Genomic DNA, 21,462 nt, shown 5'->3' on the forward strand with positions numbered 1-21,462 from the left:
TAGACCCCACCAAGCGCGGCATGAAAATGCCGCGCTTTTTTGTATTATGGGAACGATTTCACAATGCGGAATCGAAACTGCAAATTTTTCAAAATCCATTTCCCATGCCGAAATTAAACTCAATAATTCCGTATACGGTTTGACTTTGATTTAATTTCGATCCGTTATCACTCTTCCCGACATTCACCGAATAGGTTTGCGGGGCAGCCGCACATTTATACGCATATGGGAGAGTTTAGTATGCATTCGTACTATCGACTGAAGATCGCGCTCGCGGCGACCGCATTAACGGCGCTAACCTTGCCGGCCTGCACGTCGCACAAGACACATCGCGTCGCCGCCGTTGGGCCACAGGGCGCTCAAGGCCCGCAGGGCGAACAGGGACCGCAAGGAAGTCAGGGCCCGCAGGGCGAGCAAGGCCCCCAAGGCGAGCAAGGCCCCGCCGGACCGCAAGGCGCGCAGGGCCCACAAGGCGAGCAAGGCTCCCAAGGAGAACAGGGCCCTCAAGGCGAACCGGGCAATGACGGCAATTTCAATCTCGGCAATGCGGGCGCATTAGCGACAGGCGGATTGGTTGGCCCGAATGGCGTTGCGGGTACAGGGCTTCTCGCCAATACCGGCAAGCCCGGCTCGGCCCCTGTCATTTTGTCAGGCGTACAGACCAAATCCGGCGAGACCGTCAATATCGTCGCTGACAAAGGAATGAAAGTTGCCAGATTGGTCGATAAAAAAACGCCGGGCAATTACGAAATTGCCGGCACAGTCGTCGGTGTTATCGACGCCACCGGTCAAACCCTTATTCAGTCAGGCAATGGCGAAACCTATCTGGTTGACGGCATTCTCGCGGCACCGGGCGCGCTGGTCACCGCATCGATTGGCGACGCCCACCCGATCGGCAGCCCGGAAGCCGAGCCGTTTTTAGGCGCAAGTATTTTGTCAACGGAGCAAGTTTCCGGTGACGTGCTGACCGTCGGCCTCGGGAGCGGCGGTGAACTCGTCAATATCGGGGTTGATGGCCTGCCGCACGGATCTGGCATTGCTCATGTCACGGATAAATTGACCGGTGTACTTGATCACACATCGCCCGCCGGCGGTATCGTTGCGATCAGCGCAGACGCCAATGGTGCCCTCAATATTTCCAGCAGCGTCACAGGCGAAAGCGGCAGCGACACCATCCTTGATGGCGATCTGAGCACGACGCTTGATGCTGTCATTGGCGATGAGAGCATGATCGCAGGAGAAACAGGCATTCTTGCCGACGCGCCGATCATCGGCGGTGATGGCGGCGTGATTGAGGACCTACCGATATTGGGCGATCACCTGAATGAAGGCGATCACAGTTTGAGCGGCGCAGTGGGAGACACGGTGCAAGGTCTACTTCCAGGAGAAGAGAGCGATTGTAACCTTGTTGGCGGCCTACTTGGTGGTGGCTGCTAAGCGCCGCTCGCGGCCGGACAGTGTCGCCCTGCAGCTGTCCGGTCGCATTTTTATTTACGCGCGAAATCCTCACCACCATGAAAAAACTTCAATCCCACATTCTTTTGTTTGCCCTGTTGATCGGCTCGGCCATTGCCGCGCAAACACCCCTCACCGAAGAACGCCTGCGACCCGGTGAAATCCGCGATACGGAAGTGCCCGAAGCTGTTAATGAACCATCATCGAATGTAACGGTCAGCATAGAGCCCAAAGACCTACCGCCCATCTTGATACGCGGCATAAAATTCGAAGGCACATCAGTGCCTGCAAATGTTGCCGATGCGGCTCGGCCCTTTATTGCCAGAACAATTACCAAAGACGCGCTTAATGAACTCGCAGCGGCGCTTACGGCCGCCTATGAGCAATCACCGATAGCACTGTTCACAATCGTCATACCGGATCAGGCTTTTGAAAATGGCGTCGTCCGGGTTCTTGTGGCCGAAGGTCATATCGAGAATTTTTCGTTTAGCGGCGAGACAGAAAACCGCAATCATTATCTGATTACAGCTTATGCGGAGCGTTTGACCGCAGAAACGCCGCTCAGCCGCGCAACATTGGAGCGATCACTTTCGCTCATGAGCGATATTCCGGGCGTCGCCGTAAAGCCGACGCTATCCTATGGTAGCGCCCCCGGCGCAGTGCGGCTTGATCTTGCGCTTGATTATAAAAAGCCAACGGTGTCATTCGGGTTTAACAACCGTACTTCACGGCTCATCCGCGATGGTCAGTTTACGGCGCAAGCCAAAGCCTATCGCCTGTTGCGGGACGGCGATGTCACGAGTCTGAACCTGGCCGCGGCAGCGAATTTCAAAGACTCGCGCTATGCGGGGATCAGCCATTCAACGCCCATCGGCGCAAATGGCGTTCGCCTTGATGCGAGCGCCGCGATTTTGCAATCCCGGCCGAAAGACAGCGTCATCAGCGGCGATGCCCAGCTTTATTCCGGCGGCGTTACCGTTCCGGTTATCCGGTCCTATAAACGCAATTTAAGTGTCCGGGCTTCGCTGGATGCAGTCAATAGCGACAATGCCGCTTTCGGATCACTCATCGCCACCGAACGAACACGCGCGGCGCGATTGGCGGCAACGCTTTCACTGTTGAGCAAAAAACGCATTGCAAAGCTGAGCGCCACCGCGAGCCAAGGCATCGACATGATGGGCGCAGAAGTCTCGCCCATCATTGGCGATAAAACCTATACTAAACTATCAGGGGATATTTACGTCCTGCAAAAAATCGGCAGCGAAGGCCGGTTGACCTTTACCGGCGGCGGACAATGGACCGATGATAATCTTCCGGCCAATGAGCGTTTTTCAATTGGCGGCGCGCGTTATGGCCGCGCCTTCTCCGCCGGCCTCATCAACGCCGATCGCGGATTTGGGCTATTGCTTGAACCGGCCTGGCGGCCATTCAACGGGGATTTCGGCAAGTCCGAATTATACGCATTCATTGATTATGCGCATGCGGATGTTTTTGCACGGAGCGCAACGGCGGATCAGTCATATGATCTCGGCTCTGTTGGGGGCGGTATCCGCGCCGCCTACAAAGATAAAGGGTTCATAGAGCTTGAACTCGCCCATCCCTATGACCAGCCTGTCCCCGGTTTTGATCAGGACTGGCGGTTCTCGGTCAATTGGCGGCTTGATATCCGCCCCTGATACACCCTTCCATTGAACCCCTCTCCGATCGCACCTATTATCACAGGGCGGGGCATTTTTTGCGTTAGGGGTAGGATCATGGCCGATAAGAATTTTCTCGACCGGGTAAAAGGCGGCAGCGGAACAAAAACCTTCCTTCAGCTGGTCGTCGTCAGCATCATCGTCGGCGCAATTTTTACGGTTTTAGGGATTAGCCCGCGCGATTTCTGGCGCGGCATATTTGATAACGTCCAACGGCTGGTCGCGATGTTGGGCGAGAATGTCGGCGAAGTCGCGCTGACCTTATTCACCTATCTGATTATTGGCGCGGCCGTCGTCGTCCCGATCTGGCTGATTACCCGCCTGATCTCGCGCAAATAACTATTCCGCCGGGAATGGCAGGCGCGCGATTTCTTCGCCCTTGGCGAGATCGTAAACCACGACCACAAAACCATCCGGCCCGTCGACCCGTACCGCCAGACGATCACCATCAAGCGCAATCGCGCCATGGCCACCCACAGGCGCAGCCGGATAGGCCATCTGGCTTTCTTCCGCGGGCTCGGTCCACGGAATGAGGTTTTCTTCCTGCTCGGCCAGCTTTTCTTCTTCGGATTTGCCGAACATGACGATAATCGCCACCAAAAACGCCAAAAAGAAAAGCGGCATGGTCAGGATAATGATCCAGAGATTGCGCGCGCCAATCCGTTCGGCAATTGATGCGAAGCCTGATGTAGACTGGTCATCACCCGTATTATCTGAGGTCGATGGCTCGTTTGCGCCCGTATTATTCACGCTAAATCAGTCCTTATTTCGCTTTGGCTCTGGCCGTCTCGGCCACACAAGGGTAAACCGCCCCTGCTTATGACCGCAGAAAACGAAACCCTCAAGTCCGATATGCCCCTCACCGATGATGAGGACGGCACCTTTGTGTTCGACATCACCGAAGATGACGCTGGCACGCGCGTCGATAAATGGCTCAGCCAGAATATCAAAGAGCTGACACGCTCTCGCCTGAAGGCCCTGATCGACGAAGGTGCGTTAAGCCGCAATGGCGAAACGTTCAAAGACGCATCCTATAAGCTGCGGGCGGGCGAGCACTATCGGCTGGTTCTGCCGCCGGTCGCCGATCCGGAACCCGAGGCAGAGCCCATCGCGCTGGATGTGGTCTTTGAAGACGAGCACCTCATCGTGATTAACAAACCGGCGGGGCTTGTGGTCCATCCGGGCGCAGGCAATTGGACCGGCACGCTGGTCAATGCGTTGATCCATCATTGCGGCGATAGTCTTTCGGGTATTGGCGGGGTCGCGCGCCCCGGTATCGTTCACCGTATCGATAAAGACACCTCGGGTCTGTTGGTGGTTGCGAAATCCGACGCGGCGCATCAGAAATTGGCCAAGGCCTTTGAAAAGCACAATATCGAACGCCTTTACGAGGCAGTCGCCATTGGCGCACCGCGTCCCGGCTTTGGCACGATCGACCTGCCGATGGCGCGCAATACCAATGACCGCAAAAAAATGGCGACCGTTCGTGACGAGGACCATCCAAATGCGCGCCGGGCGGTAACCCATTACAAAGTTGTCGAGGTCTTTGGCCGCAACCGGGCAAAGCTGAAAGGCGACGCCCTTGCCTCTCGGGTCGAATGCACGCTTGAAACCGGGCGGACCCATCAAATCCGCTTGCACCTTTCAACGATTGGTCACCCGCTGGTGGGCGATCAAACCTATGGCCGTGGGCCCGGCCTTTCAGGCCTCAAGCCCGGTGAAGAGGTTGCGGATCTCGCGATTGAAACGGTTAAAAATTTCCGCCGGCAAGCGCTTCATGCGCGGGTGCTGGGGTTTGACCACCCAATAACGGGCGATAGCATGCGGTTTGAACAGGAACCGCCGCAGGACTTCAACAATCTTATTGACGTCCTACGCGGCCTTTAACCGCTATGCTGTGTTCGGCTAGGGTATTCAACCAATTGCCAGTGAGAATCGCATGAGCCAGTCCCCCTTCGCCAGTTCCGCCGACCGACGCGCAGCCATTCGGGCCAATGCGGAATCTATGGGCATTACGGATGAATATATCTCGCTCCTGGTTGATCGCTTTTATGAGCGTATTCGCAATGAACCGGAGATCGGCCCGATTTTTGATGCGGCAATGGGGGATTCGTGGGATTCGCACCTGGCAACGATGAAAGATTTCTGGGCATCGGTTGCCTTTAATGCCGGGCGCTATCGTGGACGTCCTGTGCCCGCCCACGCGAAACACAAAACCATCCGCCCGCATCATTTTGATATCTGGCTTGGCCTTTTCAAACAGACACTGGAAGAGACCGCACCGACGCCGGCAGTCGTGCCGTATTTTTATGAACGCGCCGTGCGGATCGGCCAGAGCTTGAAGCTCGCCCTGTTTGGCGCACCGGAGCTTAAGGGCGCACTGCGTGCGGATAACGACGATTGAGCGATCACAAATTCGTGGTTGACGGTGAACGCAAGTTCATTGGATTTTCGCCCTAATTTCGTCGAATATTTATTCTAACTTTTGAGAATATCCACGGTTGGCGGGAAAATTTTGGATCACCTATGGGAATCGCGATTTGCGACCCTATATGCCCCATACAGCGCCCGGGAGAGGCGTTTTCTTTTGGGGACTTCAGAAAAAGCCCGTTTTGACCGAACTTTATGCGCCTATTTGCATTTAGCAAAGGCGTTCTGAAGAAAGAGACTGCGCTATGAGTAAAGCACTGACCACGACGGCTACATCCCTCACACCAGAGGGGAGTCTTTCGCGTTATCTCGCGGAGATCCGCAAATTCCCCATGCTCGACAAGGATGAGGAATATATGTTGGCAAAGCGCTTTGCGGAGCATGAAGACCCCGAAGCGGCCCAACGCCTTATTACGAGCCATCTGCGGCTCGTGGCGAAAATCGCCATGGGCTATCGCGGCTATGGCCTGCCGATTGGCGAAGTCATTTCCGAAGGGAATGTCGGTCTGATGCAGGCGGTCAAGAAATTTGACGCCGATAAGGGTTTCCGCCTCGCCACCTATGCGATGTGGTGGATCCGCGCGTCCATTCAGGAATATGTCCTGCGGTCATGGAGCCTTGTAAAAATCGGCACCACCGCCGCGCAGAAAAAACTGTTCTTCAATTTGCGCAAAATCAAAGGCCAGATCGAAGCGGTTGATGATGGCGATCTGCACCCGGATCAAGTGGAGCATATTGCAACAAAGCTCGGCGTGACCGAAGACGAAGTGATTTCCATGAACCGCCGGATGTCCGGTGGTGAAGCGTCTCTAAACGCACCGATGTCAAAAGACACCGATGGCGGCGGCGAGTGGCAAGACTGGCTGGTTGATGACAATGCGGTCAATCCGGAAGCCAAACTGGTCGGCGAAGATGAATATGAAATGCGCATGGGTCTTTTGGAGACGGCGCTTGCAACGCTCAATGAGCGCGAGCAACATATTCTTACCGAACGGCGCCTGAAAGATAATCCGGCAACCCTCGAAGAGCTGAGCCAGGTTTACAATGTCAGTCGCGAGCGCGTTCGCCAGATCGAAGTCCGCGCCTTTGAAAAATTGCAAAAAGCCATGACCCGCATGGATCGCGAGTCGCGGCAACAAGCTGCTGAAAACGCAGCGGCCTTATAAAATAAGAGATCAAACGAGATCAAAAAGCCGGCCCATCGCGGTCGGCTTTTTTTCGTTAGTCCTGCGCGGCGAACGCCAGTTGAACGGACACGTCATTTACATTCAATGAGCGTTATTGTCCGTTCGTATCGAAACTATTTCCGAAAGACCCGAGCAGTTTTATAACCACGGCGCAAGAATTTTGTCGGTCAGGCGTGCCAACCTTTCTCGTTTAGCGGTGTCGCCTACTTCTGCGTGGTGGGGGCGCTGTTCATCTTCGGCAATAATTACGCCAGTGACGCCTGCAAAAGCCGAGGATGCGACCTGCCGCACGATCCGGTCCGCGCCAACTTCTGTTGGCGACGCCATGATCCGCATCAAGCCCTGCATCACCCGCTCAATCCCACGCAGATTCCGCAATAGATTCGAACGGATATAACCTGGATGCTGCAAGTTTACGGTGACCCCAAAACTTTTGAGATCATGCGCCAAGTCTACGGAAAACATCTCAAGTGCGAGCTTGGAGCCAGCGTAGCTGTCTTTCTGGCCGAGCGTTGGGTCCGTCTCCATCATGTCTAGGTCAAGCCGGTCGAGATAGGCCGTATCGGTTGTCAGATTAACGATCCGCGCGGGCGCTGAGGCGCGCAGCCGACCCAGCAGCAGCCGGGTCAGCAGAACCGGCGCAAGATAATTCACCGCCCAATTCGTCGCAAAACCATCTTGGCTGAGCCGATCCGTCATTGCGTTGACACCAGCACAATTGACCAACGCATCAATCTGTGGCTGCGTCGCTAAAATGCGGTCGCCAGACGCCTTTACGCTTTGTAGGGAGGAAAGGTCGCAACGCTCAAAGGTGGCCGTTCCGCGACCATCGCTTGCGGCCAAGTCTTTGACAATGGACTCGCCTTTAGCCGTATCGCGTCCGAGCAAAACAAGAGACGCGCCCATTTCATAGAGCATACTGACGGCAACACGTCCTATCCCGTCAGTTCCCCCGGTGAATACAATCGTCTTACCCGAAAGGTCGCGATCAGCTTTCGGCATCGCATGACGCGGATCGGGCTTCCGGCGCTGCGGCGTAAAGAGTTTCAGGAGCAGGCGTATCTTTTCATTCATCAGGGGCATCTCTTAACTTTTGGACATTTTTTGTTCGTTTGTATATTTGACATTAAGCGTCTAAATGTCAATAAGGCAGCTATGACAAAAACCGAAAAAGACATCCTCGAAGCGGCTGTGCAGGTATTCTCGCGCTATGGCGTAAAGCGGACCAGCATGGGTGACCTCGCCCAAGAAGCCGGCGTCAGTCGCCAGACGCTCTATAATACCTTCAAGAACAAAGATGACGTGCTTAAGGGATTGATCCGCAACTATACCGACGAAGCCCTGCGTGACATCGAAGCGGGACTAAAGAGCGCTCAGGACATCGGCGAGCAACTCGATATCCTCTTTGACAAAATGGTGGTTGCGGGATTCGATCTGGTTAAGGAAATGCCCAATGCGCAAGATCTTATCGACGGGTTCAATGCTGCGGGCATGGAAGAGCTGGATGCGTCCGCGGAGAAATTTCGCCGCGTCATAGAGCGCATGTTCATGCCACATGAATCGGCTTTAGCGCGTACTGACCTCACCGCCCCCGATCTCTCAGATTTTGTTCAGAGATCAGCCAAGGCCGCAGGCAGAACAGCCCGCGATAAAGACCATCTTATGCGGCAGTTGAAAACCCTGAAGCAACTTTGCTTGTCGGCTCTGCGTTCATAAAACGCGATATAGCCGTATCCTGACAATTCTGAATCATCACTGCAAAAATAAGGTTCGCAACTCTTATTCAATCCAGTGCGGGCGAAAACCGACCCATCGCGGTCGGCTTTTTTGTTAGTCCTGCGCGGCGAACACCCCTGACGAAGAAACGCCGGCGGCCGATACAGCCTTGTTTTTATGACTTTTTACTTCCGGCAGCGGGAATTCGCTTCGAACCCGGTCGGCCCCTTCGGAGACCACGTAATCGCCAACGTTTAAGTCACCTTCGACCAGGACTTTTTCGTCCGTCCGCTGAAGGATAGCGATATTGACTTTTTGCGCCTTTCCGTCGAGGCCACGACGCCACACAAATGGCCCGGCGCGGTCCCATTGAATGGCGAGGCCGGGAACCGAGACGGCCTCTTGGCCTTGGCTCGTTGTCGAGACGGAAAAGATCGTGCCGGGGATCAATGACCCATCTTCATTTTCAAATGTCGCTTCAATTTTCAGCGTCCGCGATTGCGCATCAACCCGGCTATCAATCGCCGAAACCCGCCCCTCATGTTCGGAGGCGCCTGCCGCTGCGAGCCGCGCAGTAACCCCCTGACCAACCTTTACGAGGTTTGACGCTTCTTGCGGGATCGCAAATTCGACAATGATCGAGGATGTATCATCAAGCGTTGTCACCGGATCACCGGCACGAACATAATCACCCGCCTCGATCGTCGTCAGGCCGATGACACCATCAAAGGGCGCTTTGATGGTCCGCTGCGACAATGCAAATTCCGCCGCACGCAGGTCCGCTTCAATCGCCTTGTAATTATTAAATGCCGTTTCTGCTTCTAGCGCTGACGCGGCTTCGGTTTCTTTCAGCGACGCATACCGTTCGGCATTGGCTTTCGCGATTGGATATTGCGCGCGGGCGCGTTCAATCGCGATGCGCTGTTGCGCATCATCCAGCTTGAGCAGGATATCGCCTTTCGAGACATGCTTGCCCGGCGCAATATTCACCTGGGTGACGATGCCCGTCGCTTCGGAGGTCAGCGCAACGCTTTTTACGGCGCGCCCCTCGCCGATAATGTCGAGGGTCTTGCCGACCGTTGCCGCTTCCGCAGCCACCAGCGTTACCGCCGGCATGAAACCACCGCGTGAGCCGCCAGGCCCGCGTCCGCCAGTATCATTCGACGTCGCAGGGGCTTGCGATGACAAGACGAAACCGGTCACAGCTGCGCCAAAAATGACACCGATAGCGGCACCAGCAACTAGCGACCCTGACAATTTCATTACGTGCTTCTCCACCCTTGATGGCTGAACCGCAAAAAGCGGGCTTTCACCCTTATACGTATGAAACCGGTAGTTCCGTCGTCATTCGGGCAAATTTTCTTTGTATTGCTGTCAAATCAATACTCCGCTGTCATTACTGAAATATTATGACCGTGGTCCAGTCTATCTGCGCCTTTTTCTGTCTTTTATGGCGTTTCAGCGTAGTATTTTGGCACTCAGGAGGAGAAACCGATGACTGAATACACCCCATCGCGCCGCGAATTACTTGCCGCTGGCTCAATATTGGCCGCCGCATCAATCTTGCCCGCGGGCGCAGAAGAGATCGCCGCCGCCAAGGATTTATCGGGCAAATCAGTCCTGATCACGGGTACCAGTTCGGGTTTTGGCCGCCTCACGGCGCTTCATCTTGCGCGCCTCGGGGCTACGGTCATTGCCTCAATGCGGAATTTCGACAATGGCAATCGGCCCGAGGCGGCTTCGCTCCTCAAAATTGCACGGGACGAAAAGCTCGACCTCTCGGCGGTCGAAATTGACGTTCTCGACGAGGCCTCAATTGCAAGTGGCGTCACCGCGGCGGAAGACATCGCCGGCGGGGCCATCGACGTCTTGGTCAATAATGCGGGGATCGGATTGGCCGGCCCTGTGGAAATCAACGATATGGAAGCAACGCAGCTCATTTTCGAGACCAATTTGTTTGGCTATCTTCGCATGGCGCGCGCGGCCTTGCCGAAAATGCGTGCACGGAAATCTGGTCAGATATTTAACGTCTCTTCTCAACTGGGCCGGATCATCATTCCCAATCTCGGCATGTATTGCGCAACCAAGTTTGGCGTTGAGGCAATGTTTGAATCCCTCGCCTATGAACTTGCGCCCTTCGGTATCGATGTGACGATCATTCAGCCCGGCGGCTATCCGACCAAAATTTGGGAAAGCGGTCAGCGCAATGTCGATGCGCTTTTGACGCGTGTGAGCGACGAGCGGAAAAAAGCTTATGAAGGCCATATCAACATGGCCAGCGGCATGATGAGCGGCGGCGGTAGCACCGATCCGAATGATGTCCCCCGCGCGATTGCGGAAATCATGGGCATGCCCGCAGGGCAACGACCTTTGCGCAGGCCGGTCCACCCGAATACGCAGGCAACGGATGCGGCGAATGCCGCCATGGCGCAAATTCAAGCCAGCGTTCTCAGCAGCGGCCACTATAAGCGATGGCATGATGCTGTAACGGATTAGGACCGCAAGTTTCCGATGACTCGATAGCGCGACCACTTTCCTATGCGGCGATTGCGCCAAGACGGCATTCAACATGACCGCAGGCGGTTGCGTGCATATTATCTGGGCACGCGCATGGTCTGCCTACGGAACGCTGGCGCACGCGCGACACATTCTGAAAAATGTTTGCTTCGACGCAACCAATACGAGCGGTAACGACAGTAATATCACTTCACCGTTTCTAAGGCACCAAACTTCCTAATTCTCTTTCCATTTCAGTATTGCTTGGGTAAAGGACGCGTTTACCGTCGCTTTTGCGATTAAGTGAGCAGACATGACGAGCAATTTGGAGAACACACCGGAAGCGATTGAAAAATCCGCTTCACCGTGGCGCAAGGAATTTTTTGCGCTGATGACCATCGGCCTTCCGATGGCAGCGACGCAGCTCGTCCAATTTTCTATTAATATCATTGATGTGGTCATGATTGGCCGCCTTGGCCCGACGCATCTTGCGGCTGGCGGGTTGGGCCTGGTGCTGTTCTATGTCCTGTTCGTTGCGGGTATGGGGCCTGCGGTTGCAACCTCGCCAATGGTCTCTCAGGCATTGGGGGCGAATAGCGATGATGTCCGCGATGCGCGGCGCTCGGTCCGGATGGGGCTTTGGGTCGTCGGTATCGCTGCGCCGGTGTGTTCGATTATTTATTTCTTCGCTGAAGAATTTGCCTTGATGCTGGGGCAACCGGCGGATGTCGCCCGGCTTGCGGAGCCTTATGTGCTGGCGCTCGTTCCCGGCCTGCCTTTTGCGCTGGGCGTAATCGTTTTGCGAAATTTCCTCGCAGCGATCGAGCGGGCCCGCGCGCCGCTTTATGTCATCATCGCAACCACCGCGATCAACGCACTTCTCAACTATCTGTTGATTTACGGCAATTGGGGCTTCCCGCGTTTGGAACTGGTGGGCGCGGGGATCGCATCGTCGTTATCGCACGCAATCGGGTTTTTCGCCCTTGTGGCCTATATCAATTGGGAAGCCCGGGCGAAGCGGTTCGATCTGTTCAAGCGGTTTTTCAAACCGGATTGGCCCCGCTTTTTCGAAGTCGCGCGTCTTGGCTGGCCGATCTCGATCACGATTGGCTTTGAGGCCATGTTGTTTAACGCCGCGCTGTTCCTGATGGGCCGTATCGGCGTGAATGAAATGGCCGCCTATCAGGTCGCGCTGAACGTCGCGGCAACGGCCTTTATGATGCCGCTCGGGCTTTCACAGGCCGGTGCGGTTCGGGTTGGCTTGATGGCAGGGGCGAAAAATCTTCCGGGCGTCCGGCGGGCATCGGTGATGTCTATCCTCGCCTGTATTGGCGCGATCATGCTTTTCGCGATACCGGTCATGTTGTTCCCGAACCAGATTGCGGGCTTTTATCTTGAAGCTGATGACGCATCGAACGCAATCGTTCTCGGGCTTGTGGTTTCGTTCCTGCCGATCGCAGCAGCGTTTGCATTGTTCGACGCAATTCAGGTTGCGGCCGGGCAAGCGCTACGCGGCCTTAAAGATGTACGTGTACCGATGATTCTGACCGGTATCAGCTATTGGGTAATCGGATTTCCGATTGCTGCATGGCTCGGCCTGAGTACGCCATTTGGTGCCGTTGGCGTCTGGTGGGGATTGCTAGCCAGCTTGTTCGCCGCCTCGGTCACTTTGGGCGGGCGGCTTTGGTGGATCACGCGCGACGACGCCTAGTGGCGGCGTTGCCGTTGCTCCACCGCCATGCGCGATAGTTTCAGCCCTAAACCGGTGGCTTCGCGAAGCGCCTTGATCGCGGCGATTTTTCGTTTCGCCACGAGCATATGATCGATTTCCCGCCATTGGTCATCGCTAATATTCGCAATAGCCGTTTTGATGTCTTCTTGTTCTTCCATGACGCGGTGCGCGCGCTCGGCGGCGCTTTCCGCCTTGGTTGCCTGGCCAATCCGGAAGGAGACAAAGGCTACAAAAGCCAGAACAAGCCAAATCCCAAAGGGCTCGAATGCTTCCATGGGTATCACCATTGGTAATGTCGCAAGGTCTAAGCTCGCAAGAAATCCCAAAAGTTTCGTGAATCCCGATTAACCCATAAGGGATTTTTAACACTCGAGAAGGGATAGTTACACTCTTCAGTATTCACTTGCTCATGCAGGACACGCAATTTCATGGTTAACGCAGCGACCGCCACGAATTTTCAAGACAAGATAGAAGCCGCATTTGAAGAGAAATTTTCGCAAGAAGCGCAAGCCAAAGACGCCATTGCTGCATTGTCATTGGCGCTTTCCGGGATCCCCGAAAGCGAATTCCTGACCGAATATGCACTGGCCGTCAGCAAGGTTCTGGATGCAGATTATTTCGCTGTTGCGCGGCTTAATCCTTATTCAAACCTCGTGAGAACACTGCGCTTTGTCGCGCATGGTGAATTGGGCGAAAACGTTATTTACAGCCTCGACGGCACGCCATGCGCGCGTGCAGTAGACGGGAAATGCTGCATCATCACCGAAAATGTTGCGCAGCTCTTTCCGCGTGACCAATTCCTCGTCGAGAAAAATATCTCTTCCTATGCAGGTGTCGCCCTCACCGGAAAAGACGGCACCCCGATTGGCGTTGTTGTCGCCATGACCAAGCATAAACAACAGCGCGATATCGTCGTCCGGCAGGTGTTGGAATTTTTCAAAGCCCGTATCGAAGACCACATAGAACAGGCAGAAAAATTTGAACGTATTGACTGGGCAATAACCCAATCAACCAACGGGATTTGGGATTGGGACGTGGTTACCGGCACAACCGTTATTTCCGACGGGATCGAAACCTTATTGGGGTTCTCAAAGAACAAAGGTCCTTACGACCTCGCGGCGATTGAAAAGACGATCCACAAGGATGACGTCGAACGCTTCAAAACCGCATTAAGAGCCCATCTTTGCTCGAAAGAACCATTCGATCTGAAAATCCGCATGAAGCATGCCGATGGCAGCTATCACTGGGTGCTTTCGCGCGGCGAAGCCATTCGGGATCAGGACGACAAACCGATCAGAATGGTCGGTTGCTTCTCTGACATTCACAATTACATCGACGCATAGAAAAAGCGCCCAGACCGAAAAGATCTGAGCGCTTTTGATCAATTAAGCCGAAATTCGTTAGACCGCGTTTGAGTGCTTTTTGAACTCAATGCGCGAAATCGCACGGCAATGAACCTCATCGGGGCCATCGGCCAAGCGAAGCGTGCGAATACCCGAATAAAGCCGCGCAAGGCCCGGATCTTCGGATACGCCAGCGCCACCATAGGCCTGAATGGCATCGTCAATGACTTTCAGCGCGATGCGCGGTGCCGCCACTTTGATCATGGCGATTTCGCCCTGCGCCACTTTGTTGCCGACTGTGTCCATCATCCACGCCGCTTTCAGCGTCAAAAGCCGCGCCATTTCGATATCGATGCGCGCTTCGGCAACCCGTTGTTCCCAAATGGAGTGCTTGTAAATCGGCTTGCCAAATGCTTCGCGGGTCAAAAGCCGTTTGACCATTTTCTCAAGCGCGACTTCTGCAGCGCCAATCGTCCGCATACAGTGATGAATACGGCCAGGGCCAAGCCGCCCTTGGGCAATTTCAAAGCCACGTCCCTCGCCCAGAATAATATTCTCTTTCGGCACACGGACATTTTTAAGTTCGACTTCCATATGGCCGTGCGGCGCATCATCGAACCCGAATACGGGCAAATGGCGAAGAATCTTGACGCCCTCTGCGTCCGCCGGAACAAGGATCTGGGACTGTTGTTTGTGGCGGTCAGCGGTCTTGTCGGTCTTGCCCATGACGATGAAGATCTTACAGCGCGGGTCACCGGCACCTGAAGACCACCATTTGCGGCCATTAATAACATAATGATCGCCATCAAGCTTGATGTCGGTCTCAATATTGGTTGCGTCCGAAGATGCGACCTGTGGTTCGGTCATCAAAAAGGCCGAACGGATCTTGCCTTCAAGTAGGGGCGTCAACCACTGTTCTTGCTGGGCCGGCGTGCCATATTTCATGAGCACTTCCATATTGCCCGTATCCGGCGCGGCGCAGTTGAATACTTCAGGCCCAATGTGACAGCGGCCCATTTGCTCCGCCAAGGGTGCATAATCTGCATTGGACAGGCCGGGACCAAAATTCGGGTTTGTATGGAACAAGTTCCACAACCCTTCTGCCTTGGCTTTGTCTTTTAGCTCATCGATAATCGGTGGGATTTTCCAGCGACCTTCGCCGGGGCCAAATTCTGCATGCTGACGTTCATAAATTTCTTCGCCTTCATAAACATATTTATCCATGAAATCGGTGACACGTTTTAGGTAATCTTTACAGCGGTCAGAATATTCGAATTGCATTATTGGCTCCTTGTTTGGCGGCATGATAACCGTCCGCCGCCACGATGAAAGAGTCATATGCAGTTAGCGGCGACGCGCTTTGAAAAATAAACGAAGGAGTTTACTCGACTCCTCGGCCAATGGCCCCTCAACGACGTCCGGTCGCCAATGGCAGGTCGGCTGTTCGAAATAGCGCGGCCCGTGAAAAACCGCGCCGCCTTTTTGATCCTTTGCCGCAATGACCAGCCGGCTGACCCGCGCAATGGAAATCGCACCGGCGCACATGGCGCAGGGTTCAAGCGTCACGAACAGGGTCGTCCCTGTCAGGCGGTAATTGCCGACTTTTTCGGCGGCGGCGCGCAATACCCGGATTTCCGCATGTCCGGTCGGGTCATGGGTCGCGATAGGCGCATTACCGGCGGCCGCCAGCATCGCGCCATCCGCACCAATCAACACCGCCCCAATCGGCGCTTCGCCCGCATCGGCGGCCTTGTGCGCCTCTTCGAGCGCGCGCGTCATATATTCGAGATCGTCATTCACCAAATCTGATTACGCCTAAGCACGCCCAGATCATAGACCGCACTTGATGCATGTGCATATAAGGCGCACCTATAGACGACGAATTCAAAGGACGCCGACAAAATGACCGACAATTCCGCCGGAACACCACCAGAGGGCGAACGTATCGCCAAATTTTTAGCCCGTGCTGGTGTGGCGTCCCGCCGCGAGGCCGAGCGTATGATCGAACAGGGAATTGTCACGGTCGATGGCAAAGTCCTCGAAACGCCGGCCTTTAAGGTTACGCCCGATATGGACATCCGGGTCGATGGCACCCGGATCGGCAAGCCGGACCAGCCGCGGCTGTGGCGCTATCACAAGCCTGATGGATTGGTCACCACCCATAAAGACCCGCAAGGGCGCGCAACGGTATTTGATGCGCTTGCCGGGCGTTTGCCGCGCGTGATCTCTGTCGGGCGGCTCGACCTGACCACAGAAGGTCTCTTACTGTTGACCAATTCCGGTGCGCTGTCGCGGCGGCTCGAATTGCCGTCAACCGGCTGGGCCCGGCGTTACCGCGTGCGCGCCCATGGCCGCGTGCGCCAATCCGCGCTCGACCGCCTGAAAGACGGCGTTGAAATTGACGGTATTCAATATGGTCCCGTTCGGGCAACCCTCGACCAGCAACAGGGCGGCAATGCGTGGATCACGCTTTCCATCAATGAAGGGAAAAACCGCGAGGTCAGAAATCTGATGCGGTATCTCGGGCTGAATGTGAACCGGCTTATTCGTACCGCCTACGGACCATTTCAACTTGGCAAGCTGCCGAAAGACAGTTTCGAAGAAGTTCCCGGCAAGCAGCTAAAAGAACAATTAGGGAAATCGATCTGCGAAGAGATTGGCCTATGAGCAATGTGATCAACCTCAATCAATTCCGCAAAAAGAAAAACCGCGCCGAAAAGGAAAAACAGGCGGAGGAAAACCGCGCAAAATACGGCCAATCCAAAGCGGAAAAAACAAAAACCAAAGCCGACAAAGAGAAAAATGATCGGCATCTCGACCAACATAAAAACGATAACGAGTAATGCGCATTATTGGCGGTGAATATAGCGGGCGGAAAATTATAGCGCCCAAGGGCACGACCTCGCGCCCGACCACAGATCGCACGCGCGAGTCGCTTTTCAATATTCTTGGCGCGCGGCCGGATTTTGATTTCGAAGGCGTGCGCGTCATTGACCTCTTTGCCGGGTCCGGCGCATTGGGATTCGAGGCGCTCTCACGCGGGGCATCATGGTGCTTATTCGTCGAAACCGATGCCAATGCCCGGGGCGCAATCCGCGACAATATCGAAGCGCTTTCGCTCTTTGGCATCACCCGTATCCACCGCCGCTCGGCGACGGATCTAGGCCCAAAACCGGCGGGCGTCGGCCCGGTGTTCGATTTGGCGTTTCTCGATCCGCCCTATCAAAAGGATCTGGCTGGCCCGGCGATGGCCGCCCTTCATAAAGATGGCTGGCTCGCTGATGGCGCATTATGCGTCGTCGAACAGGCAAAATCGGAAACCCCAATCACCGCTGACGGTTTTTCCGAGGTTGATCGCCGCATTTATGGCGACACCCAGATCGGCATTTACGTTTATACGCCTTAGACCACGCCATTTTTTATGGTTAACGAAGTTTTCCCCAAAAAGACAAAACGAAAACATTCATTAAGTCGGATTTAACGGGGGTTATGTATAGTGAACCCCAATTAGCGGGGAATTTATATGTTCACGATCTTTGACCTGTTTTCTTTGGCTCTGTTGCTATCGTCGATGGCGCTCTTCGTCAGCCGTTACATGGTGCAGGATCCACCAGTTTATCCCTATCTGATCATCGCCACGACCTGTCTTGTGGCGAATTGGCTGGGCAATGCCGGCGGCGGTATTTTTGCGCTCGTTCTTTTGATTGCGGCGGCGTTTTCGTTCCTTGGGTGCCTGCTCTATCCGAGCTGGCGCTCCATGGACAGCAACGACCAGAACTCAAGCGAACCACAGGCAGACGCCGGGAAATAACCGAACCGGCTGCTCCGGGCCCCTTTACGGCTGGCCCTAGGACACCTATCTACGTGGCTGCTGCCCGGCCCGTCAGGACGACATTCCCCGGGGCCTTAATTCATCCATCGGGAGCTGTCTCTGGCGAGGATCGTGGTCCTCATCACGCGGTGCCCACCTGTACCTTAGGGTCCAGGGCGAACAACAAGTCCAACGGCCAGGGCGGCACCTGAATTTCGCTGAGATAGCCGAGAGACGATGCTGCCGCCAATTGCCCCTTTCAATAATCCGAAATCCGTCCTGCGCGAGCGGATGAAGGGTGAACGACGTGCCGCAGCCCGCGCGCGACCAGACGCGGGAAAACATGCGGCGAGTGCATTTTTGAACGCCATCGAGCGCCCGCAAGGCACCATCATCTCGGCCTATTATCCCATCAAAGGCGAACTCGACACCGAGCCATTGGTCAGCGCGCTGATCGAGGAAGGCACGCGGGTTGCCATGCCGGTCGTTGTGAAAAAGAAAGCGCCGCTGATTTTTCGGGCCTATATGCCCGGCGAAGAATTGGTGCCCGGCCCCTATGGCGAGATGACCCCGGCGGAAAATGCCCCCGAAGCCATCCCCGATATCATTATCGTACCACTTTTGGCTTTCACCCGTGACGGGGGCCGGCTTGGTTATGGCGGCGGCTATTATGACCGCACCCTCGAAACGCTTCGGGCACAAGGCAATCCGATTGCGGTTGGGTACGCTTATGGCGTGCAGGAAGTTGACGCCATCCCCCTATCCCCACTAGACCAACCGCTCGATTGGGTAGTGACCGAACGCGGCGCGATCCGGTGTTAGAGCATAGTTAGAAACGAGGCGCGTTTTGCGGATTGCGGTTTTTGGTGATGTTATGGGGCGAAGCGGCCGAACGCTGCTGCTCGAACGCCTTCCGGGCCTACGCAAAAAATTCGCGCTGGATTTTATTGTGGTCAATGTCGAAAACGCCGCCGGTGGTTTCGGGGTGACCCGCCGGATTGTCGAGGATTTCATCGACGCAGGCGCAGATGTCATGACCACGGGCAATCATGCCTATGACCAGCGTGAAGAGCTCGATGTCTATGACCGCGAAGACCGCATTCTTCGCCCGGTCAATTTCCCAAGCAGTAATCCCGGTCGCGGTAGCGGCGTATTTCCCGGCCCGGATGGCACCAGCATTCTTGTGGCCCACGCCCAGGGCCAACATGGCATGCCGTCATGCGATGATCCCTTTGCCGCGCTTGATCGCGAATTGGGCGGCGCGGTTTTAGGCCAAGATGTCGACGCCGTTATTGTAGATTTCCACGCCGAAGCGACCTCTGAAAAAGGCGCAATGGGGCATTATCTTGATGGCCGCGCCAGCCTCGTGGTTGGTACCCACACCCATATTCCGACGGCGGATGATCGTATCCTGCCGGGCGGTACAGGCTTTATCACGGATCTCGGCATGTGCGGCGATTATGATAGCGTCATTGGCATGGACAAAGCGGAACCGATGCGGCGCTTCACCACTAAAATGCCGGGCGGACGCTTTATGCCGGCCTCCGGCGAGGCAACGATTTGCGGCATCATGATCGATACGGACCCGCGCACCGGTCTTGCACGGACGATTGATCCGATCCGCATTGGCGGTCATCTACGCAGCGTTGGCCCTTCGCTTGACTAAGCGGTCGCCGAGAAAATCACATTCCAGATAATCAATACAGCCGCCAGCGCCCCGAGCGCCAAGGCGAAAAGCGAATGATGGAGCCTGCGCCACAGGCTAAATCCTGATTGTCGCCATGTTGGCCAAAGGCTGGCAATCGCCAATAAGGCAATCACAAAAAGCCCATAACCGAGTATGCGCATCACCATCACCGCCAGCGGCGGATAGCTCGACAAGGTCTCCAAATCGCTCAGGGCGGCACCAACACCGAGCGCTGCGCCAGAAAAACCGAACACCATAAGCGCCGACAACAGGTCAAATCTGTTTATCCAGCCACCGATTGATGTGTGATTGGCGGGACGCCCCTGTCGCCGCCACGCCCCAAGCCAAGCGGTCAAACTGAAAACAACCGCAGCCGAGATGGCCACATTCAGGAAATTCGGTGAGCTGAAAAAGCCGACCCGTTCATGGGAGTGGGCACCCAAATGACCGACAAAATGGGTAATCTTTCCCGCATCATTCCGTAAAAAGACGATCTGATTTCCGTTACGGTCTTCGAACGTATCGCCCGCGCCCGGTACCGGTGCATATCTTGAAACCTCTGCACCGTTTGAAACCGTTAGCGCGCCGCCTTCTGCGGGGGCGACGGTAGAAACACTGGGCGCGGAGAAAAGCTTTTCAAACTTCGAGAATGAACGCCGGTTCGAAAAGTAAGTTCCCGCATAGGCAGCGGCTTCGAAATCCGGATCATCACTCGGCGAGCGTTCAATATTATCGCCGACCAAATGATCGAGCACCAGATCAGACAAGCCCATGACGAGGCCACGATCGCCGCCTGAATTTTGTGATACGTAAATACCGATATTCAGCTCCGGTATTAATGTCATATTCGTCAGAAAATACGCCGTCGCACCGGGATGACCAAGCGTCTGAACGCCGTGATAATTACGGGTTAAAAACCCGCTCGTCATTGAAGGCACATGAGGCAGCGCATCAAGCATGGTCGCATGGGTTTCAGGCGTAAAAAGCGCGACGCCATTATGGCTGCCGCGCCCCAGCAAAACCAACATCCATTGGGCCATATCATCTGCGGTCGATGCCATGCCGCCAGCCGGGGTAAAGGGGCCTAGCTCCATATATTCGCCGCTGACATAGGTGCCCGCTTCATAGCGGTATCCCTTGGCAAGGTTTTCCGCGAGGGCGGTGTTCATCGCCGCAGGCCCATCAAGGGTCGTGCGCCGCATGACGAGGGGCCGGAGGATCTCGCGATCCAGAAATTCCGCATAAGACATGCCGGCAATGTCTTCGACAATCTTTGCCGCAAGCGCTGCACCCCAATTTGAATAGGAAACACGGGCTCCCGGCGCATAAACCCGCTTTGGCATTGTATCTTTGAGCCCCGCCGTCAGGTCCCCCTCATCGCCATAAACGAAAACGCCAAAGGAATCCTCAAACCCCGCATCATGGGCCATCAGATTTCGCATCGTAACCGGCGCATCGAACGCAGCGGGTATTTCCATGCCCTTTAGATACTGATTTACATCCGTATCAAGATCAATCAGGCCGCGCTCATGCAACATCATGACAGCAACCCAAGTAAAAGTTTTTGATACCGACCCGATCCGGAAAAGCGTTTCCTGACCGCTGGCGAGAGTTTTTGTATCCTCATCCGCATAGCCATAGGCCTTTGCGAACAGGATCTTGCCGTCTCTGACGACACTCAGTGAGACCGCGGGAATATGATTATTGCGCCGATAGGCTGCGACCACGCCGTCAATATAGGCCTCTAGCACGGCCTCTTCGCGCGTCGGTTCAAAGGCCATCATCGGCACTTCGTCCACCGCCACGGATGGCGCAGCATCAGGCGCTTGCGCGCTGACACCTGCAACAAAAACCAACCATGCCAAAACACCAAAAACGGAAAGTCGCATTCCCTGTCCTCCGAAACTC

23 protein-coding genes and 1 other RNA gene are annotated in these 21,462 nt (G+C 55.2%); 17 read left to right on the forward strand and 7 right to left on the reverse strand.

Features of this window, described 5'->3' with window-relative positions; genetic code table 11:
- Positions 1 to 240 precede the first annotated feature (240 nt).
- From ABFZ83_RS10885 to ABFZ83_RS10895, 3 genes are all read left to right on the forward strand, one after another.
- A complete protein-coding gene (locus ABFZ83_RS10885; RefSeq protein ID WP_411816579.1) occupies positions 241 to 1,437 on the forward strand; it encodes a hypothetical protein in 1,197 nt (398 codons plus the stop codon).
- Between the two features lie 77 nt (positions 1,438 to 1,514).
- Entirely contained in the window at positions 1,515 to 3,131 is a 1,617-nt protein-coding gene (locus ABFZ83_RS10890; protein WP_411816580.1) for a ShlB/FhaC/HecB family hemolysin secretion/activation protein, read from the forward strand.
- A gap of 78 nt (positions 3,132 to 3,209) precedes the next feature.
- Positions 3,210 to 3,491: a DUF6460 domain-containing protein gene (locus ABFZ83_RS10895; RefSeq protein WP_411816581.1), complete on the forward strand. Its 282-nt coding sequence runs from the start codon at positions 3,210 to 3,212 to the stop codon at positions 3,489 to 3,491.
- Here ABFZ83_RS10895 and ABFZ83_RS10900 read toward each other — a convergent pair whose 3' ends face one another.
- Positions 3,492 to 3,902 (reverse strand): hypothetical protein, encoded by a 411-nt coding sequence (locus tag ABFZ83_RS10900; RefSeq protein WP_411816582.1) that lies wholly within the window; start codon positions 3,900 to 3,902, stop codon positions 3,492 to 3,494. It lies immediately after the preceding gene.
- A gap of 102 nt (positions 3,903 to 4,004) precedes the next feature.
- Here ABFZ83_RS10900 and ABFZ83_RS10905 point away from each other — a divergent pair, with 102 nt between their 5' ends.
- The 3 genes from ABFZ83_RS10905 (at position 4,005) to rpoH (ending at position 6,748) form a co-directional block, all read left to right on the forward strand.
- Positions 4,005 to 5,039: an RluA family pseudouridine synthase gene (locus ABFZ83_RS10905; RefSeq protein ID WP_411818826.1), complete on the forward strand. Its 1,035-nt coding sequence runs from the start codon at positions 4,005 to 4,007 to the stop codon at positions 5,037 to 5,039.
- A gap of 52 nt (positions 5,040 to 5,091) precedes the next feature.
- On the forward strand, positions 5,092 to 5,556 hold the full coding sequence (locus ABFZ83_RS10910; RefSeq protein ID WP_411816583.1) for a group III truncated hemoglobin: 465 nt from the start codon (positions 5,092 to 5,094) through the stop codon (positions 5,554 to 5,556).
- 271 nt (positions 5,557 to 5,827) lie between these two features.
- Entirely contained in the window at positions 5,828 to 6,748 is a 921-nt protein-coding gene (gene rpoH, locus ABFZ83_RS10915) for an RNA polymerase sigma factor RpoH (protein WP_411816584.1), read from the forward strand.
- A gap of 159 nt (positions 6,749 to 6,907) precedes the next feature.
- On the opposite strand, the gene ABFZ83_RS10920 is transcribed toward rpoH, so the two are convergent.
- Entirely contained in the window at positions 6,908 to 7,843 is a 936-nt protein-coding gene (locus tag ABFZ83_RS10920) for an SDR family NAD(P)-dependent oxidoreductase (RefSeq protein WP_411816585.1), read from the reverse strand.
- Positions 7,844 to 7,924: 81 nt separating this feature from the next.
- Between ABFZ83_RS10920 and ABFZ83_RS10925 the strand changes: the two genes are divergently transcribed.
- On the forward strand, positions 7,925 to 8,485 hold the full coding sequence (locus ABFZ83_RS10925; protein ID WP_411816586.1) for a TetR/AcrR family transcriptional regulator: 561 nt from the start codon (positions 7,925 to 7,927) through the stop codon (positions 8,483 to 8,485).
- Between the two features lie 114 nt (positions 8,486 to 8,599).
- Here ABFZ83_RS10925 and ABFZ83_RS10930 read toward each other — a convergent pair whose 3' ends face one another.
- A complete protein-coding gene (locus ABFZ83_RS10930; RefSeq protein ID WP_411816587.1) occupies positions 8,600 to 9,748 on the reverse strand; it encodes an efflux RND transporter periplasmic adaptor subunit in 1,149 nt (382 codons plus the stop codon).
- A 231-nt stretch (positions 9,749 to 9,979) separates the two neighbouring features.
- Between ABFZ83_RS10930 and ABFZ83_RS10935 the strand changes: the two genes are divergently transcribed.
- Complete coding sequence (locus tag ABFZ83_RS10935) at positions 9,980 to 10,981, forward strand: SDR family oxidoreductase (protein ID WP_411816588.1); 1,002 nt, start codon at positions 9,980 to 9,982, stop codon at positions 10,979 to 10,981.
- 313 nt (positions 10,982 to 11,294) lie between these two features.
- Positions 11,295 to 12,692, forward strand: coding sequence for an MATE family efflux transporter (locus tag ABFZ83_RS10940; protein WP_411816589.1), 1,398 nt, complete (start codon positions 11,295 to 11,297; stop codon positions 12,690 to 12,692).
- On the opposite strand, the gene ABFZ83_RS10945 is transcribed toward ABFZ83_RS10940, so the two are convergent.
- Positions 12,689 to 12,988, reverse strand: a complete 300-nt coding sequence (locus tag ABFZ83_RS10945; RefSeq protein ID WP_411816590.1) for a hypothetical protein — start codon at positions 12,986 to 12,988, stop codon at positions 12,689 to 12,691. The two genes, ABFZ83_RS10940 and ABFZ83_RS10945, sit on opposite strands and share 4 nt — an antisense overlap.
- Positions 12,989 to 13,141: 153 nt before the next feature.
- On the opposite strand from ABFZ83_RS10945, the gene ABFZ83_RS10950 reads away from it, so the two are divergent.
- A complete protein-coding gene (locus ABFZ83_RS10950) occupies positions 13,142 to 14,056 on the forward strand; it encodes a PAS domain-containing protein (RefSeq protein ID WP_411816591.1) in 915 nt (304 codons plus the stop codon).
- Between the two features lie 57 nt (positions 14,057 to 14,113).
- Here the strand turns inward: ABFZ83_RS10950 and ABFZ83_RS10955 are convergent, their stop codons facing one another.
- Positions 14,114 to 15,337 (reverse strand): acyl-CoA dehydrogenase family protein, encoded by a 1,224-nt coding sequence (locus tag ABFZ83_RS10955; protein WP_411816592.1) that lies wholly within the window; start codon positions 15,335 to 15,337, stop codon positions 14,114 to 14,116.
- A 63-nt stretch (positions 15,338 to 15,400) separates the two neighbouring features.
- On the reverse strand, positions 15,401 to 15,859 hold the full coding sequence (locus ABFZ83_RS10960; RefSeq protein WP_411816593.1) for a nucleoside deaminase: 459 nt from the start codon (positions 15,857 to 15,859) through the stop codon (positions 15,401 to 15,403).
- A gap of 99 nt (positions 15,860 to 15,958) precedes the next feature.
- On the opposite strand from ABFZ83_RS10960, the gene ABFZ83_RS10965 reads away from it, so the two are divergent.
- The 7 genes from ABFZ83_RS10965 to ABFZ83_RS10995 all read left to right on the forward strand — a co-directional run bounded on the left by ABFZ83_RS10965 (position 15,959) and on the right by ABFZ83_RS10995 (position 19,533).
- Positions 15,959 to 16,723 (forward strand): pseudouridine synthase, encoded by a 765-nt coding sequence (locus ABFZ83_RS10965; protein WP_411816594.1) that lies wholly within the window; start codon positions 15,959 to 15,961, stop codon positions 16,721 to 16,723.
- A complete protein-coding gene (locus tag ABFZ83_RS10970; protein WP_411816595.1) occupies positions 16,720 to 16,899 on the forward strand; it encodes a DUF4169 family protein in 180 nt (59 codons plus the stop codon). The genes ABFZ83_RS10965 and ABFZ83_RS10970 overlap by 4 nt, the downstream gene beginning before the upstream one ends.
- Positions 16,899 to 17,462 carry a 16S rRNA (guanine(966)-N(2))-methyltransferase RsmD gene (gene rsmD / locus ABFZ83_RS10975; RefSeq protein WP_411816596.1) on the forward strand — a complete coding sequence of 188 codons (564 nt, stop codon included), beginning with the start codon at positions 16,899 to 16,901 and terminating at the stop codon, positions 17,460 to 17,462. Before ABFZ83_RS10970 ends, rsmD begins: the two co-directional genes overlap by 1 nt.
- Before the next feature lie 117 nt (positions 17,463 to 17,579).
- Positions 17,580 to 17,867 (forward strand): XrtV sorting system accessory protein, encoded by a 288-nt coding sequence (locus tag ABFZ83_RS10980; RefSeq protein ID WP_411816597.1) that lies wholly within the window; start codon positions 17,580 to 17,582, stop codon positions 17,865 to 17,867.
- Between the two features lie 54 nt (positions 17,868 to 17,921).
- A non-coding RNA gene (gene ssrS, locus ABFZ83_RS10985) (6S RNA) lies at positions 17,922 to 18,079 on the forward strand.
- Between the two features lie 25 nt (positions 18,080 to 18,104).
- Positions 18,105 to 18,689, forward strand: coding sequence for a 5-formyltetrahydrofolate cyclo-ligase (locus tag ABFZ83_RS10990; RefSeq protein ID WP_411816598.1), 585 nt, complete (start codon positions 18,105 to 18,107; stop codon positions 18,687 to 18,689).
- 25 nt (positions 18,690 to 18,714) lie between these two features.
- Entirely contained in the window at positions 18,715 to 19,533 is an 819-nt protein-coding gene (locus tag ABFZ83_RS10995; protein ID WP_411816599.1) for a YmdB family metallophosphoesterase, read from the forward strand.
- On the opposite strand, the gene ABFZ83_RS11000 is transcribed toward ABFZ83_RS10995, so the two are convergent.
- Positions 19,530 to 21,443, reverse strand: a complete 1,914-nt coding sequence (locus tag ABFZ83_RS11000; RefSeq protein ID WP_411816600.1) for a serine hydrolase domain-containing protein — start codon at positions 21,441 to 21,443, stop codon at positions 19,530 to 19,532. The two genes, ABFZ83_RS10995 and ABFZ83_RS11000, sit on opposite strands and share 4 nt — an antisense overlap.
- Between the last annotated feature and the right edge of the window lie 19 nt (positions 21,444 to 21,462).

It is taken from the genome of Hyphococcus formosus, from assembly GCF_046736345.1.
Lineage (GTDB): Bacteria > Pseudomonadota > Alphaproteobacteria > Caulobacterales > Parvularculaceae > Hyphococcus > Hyphococcus formosus.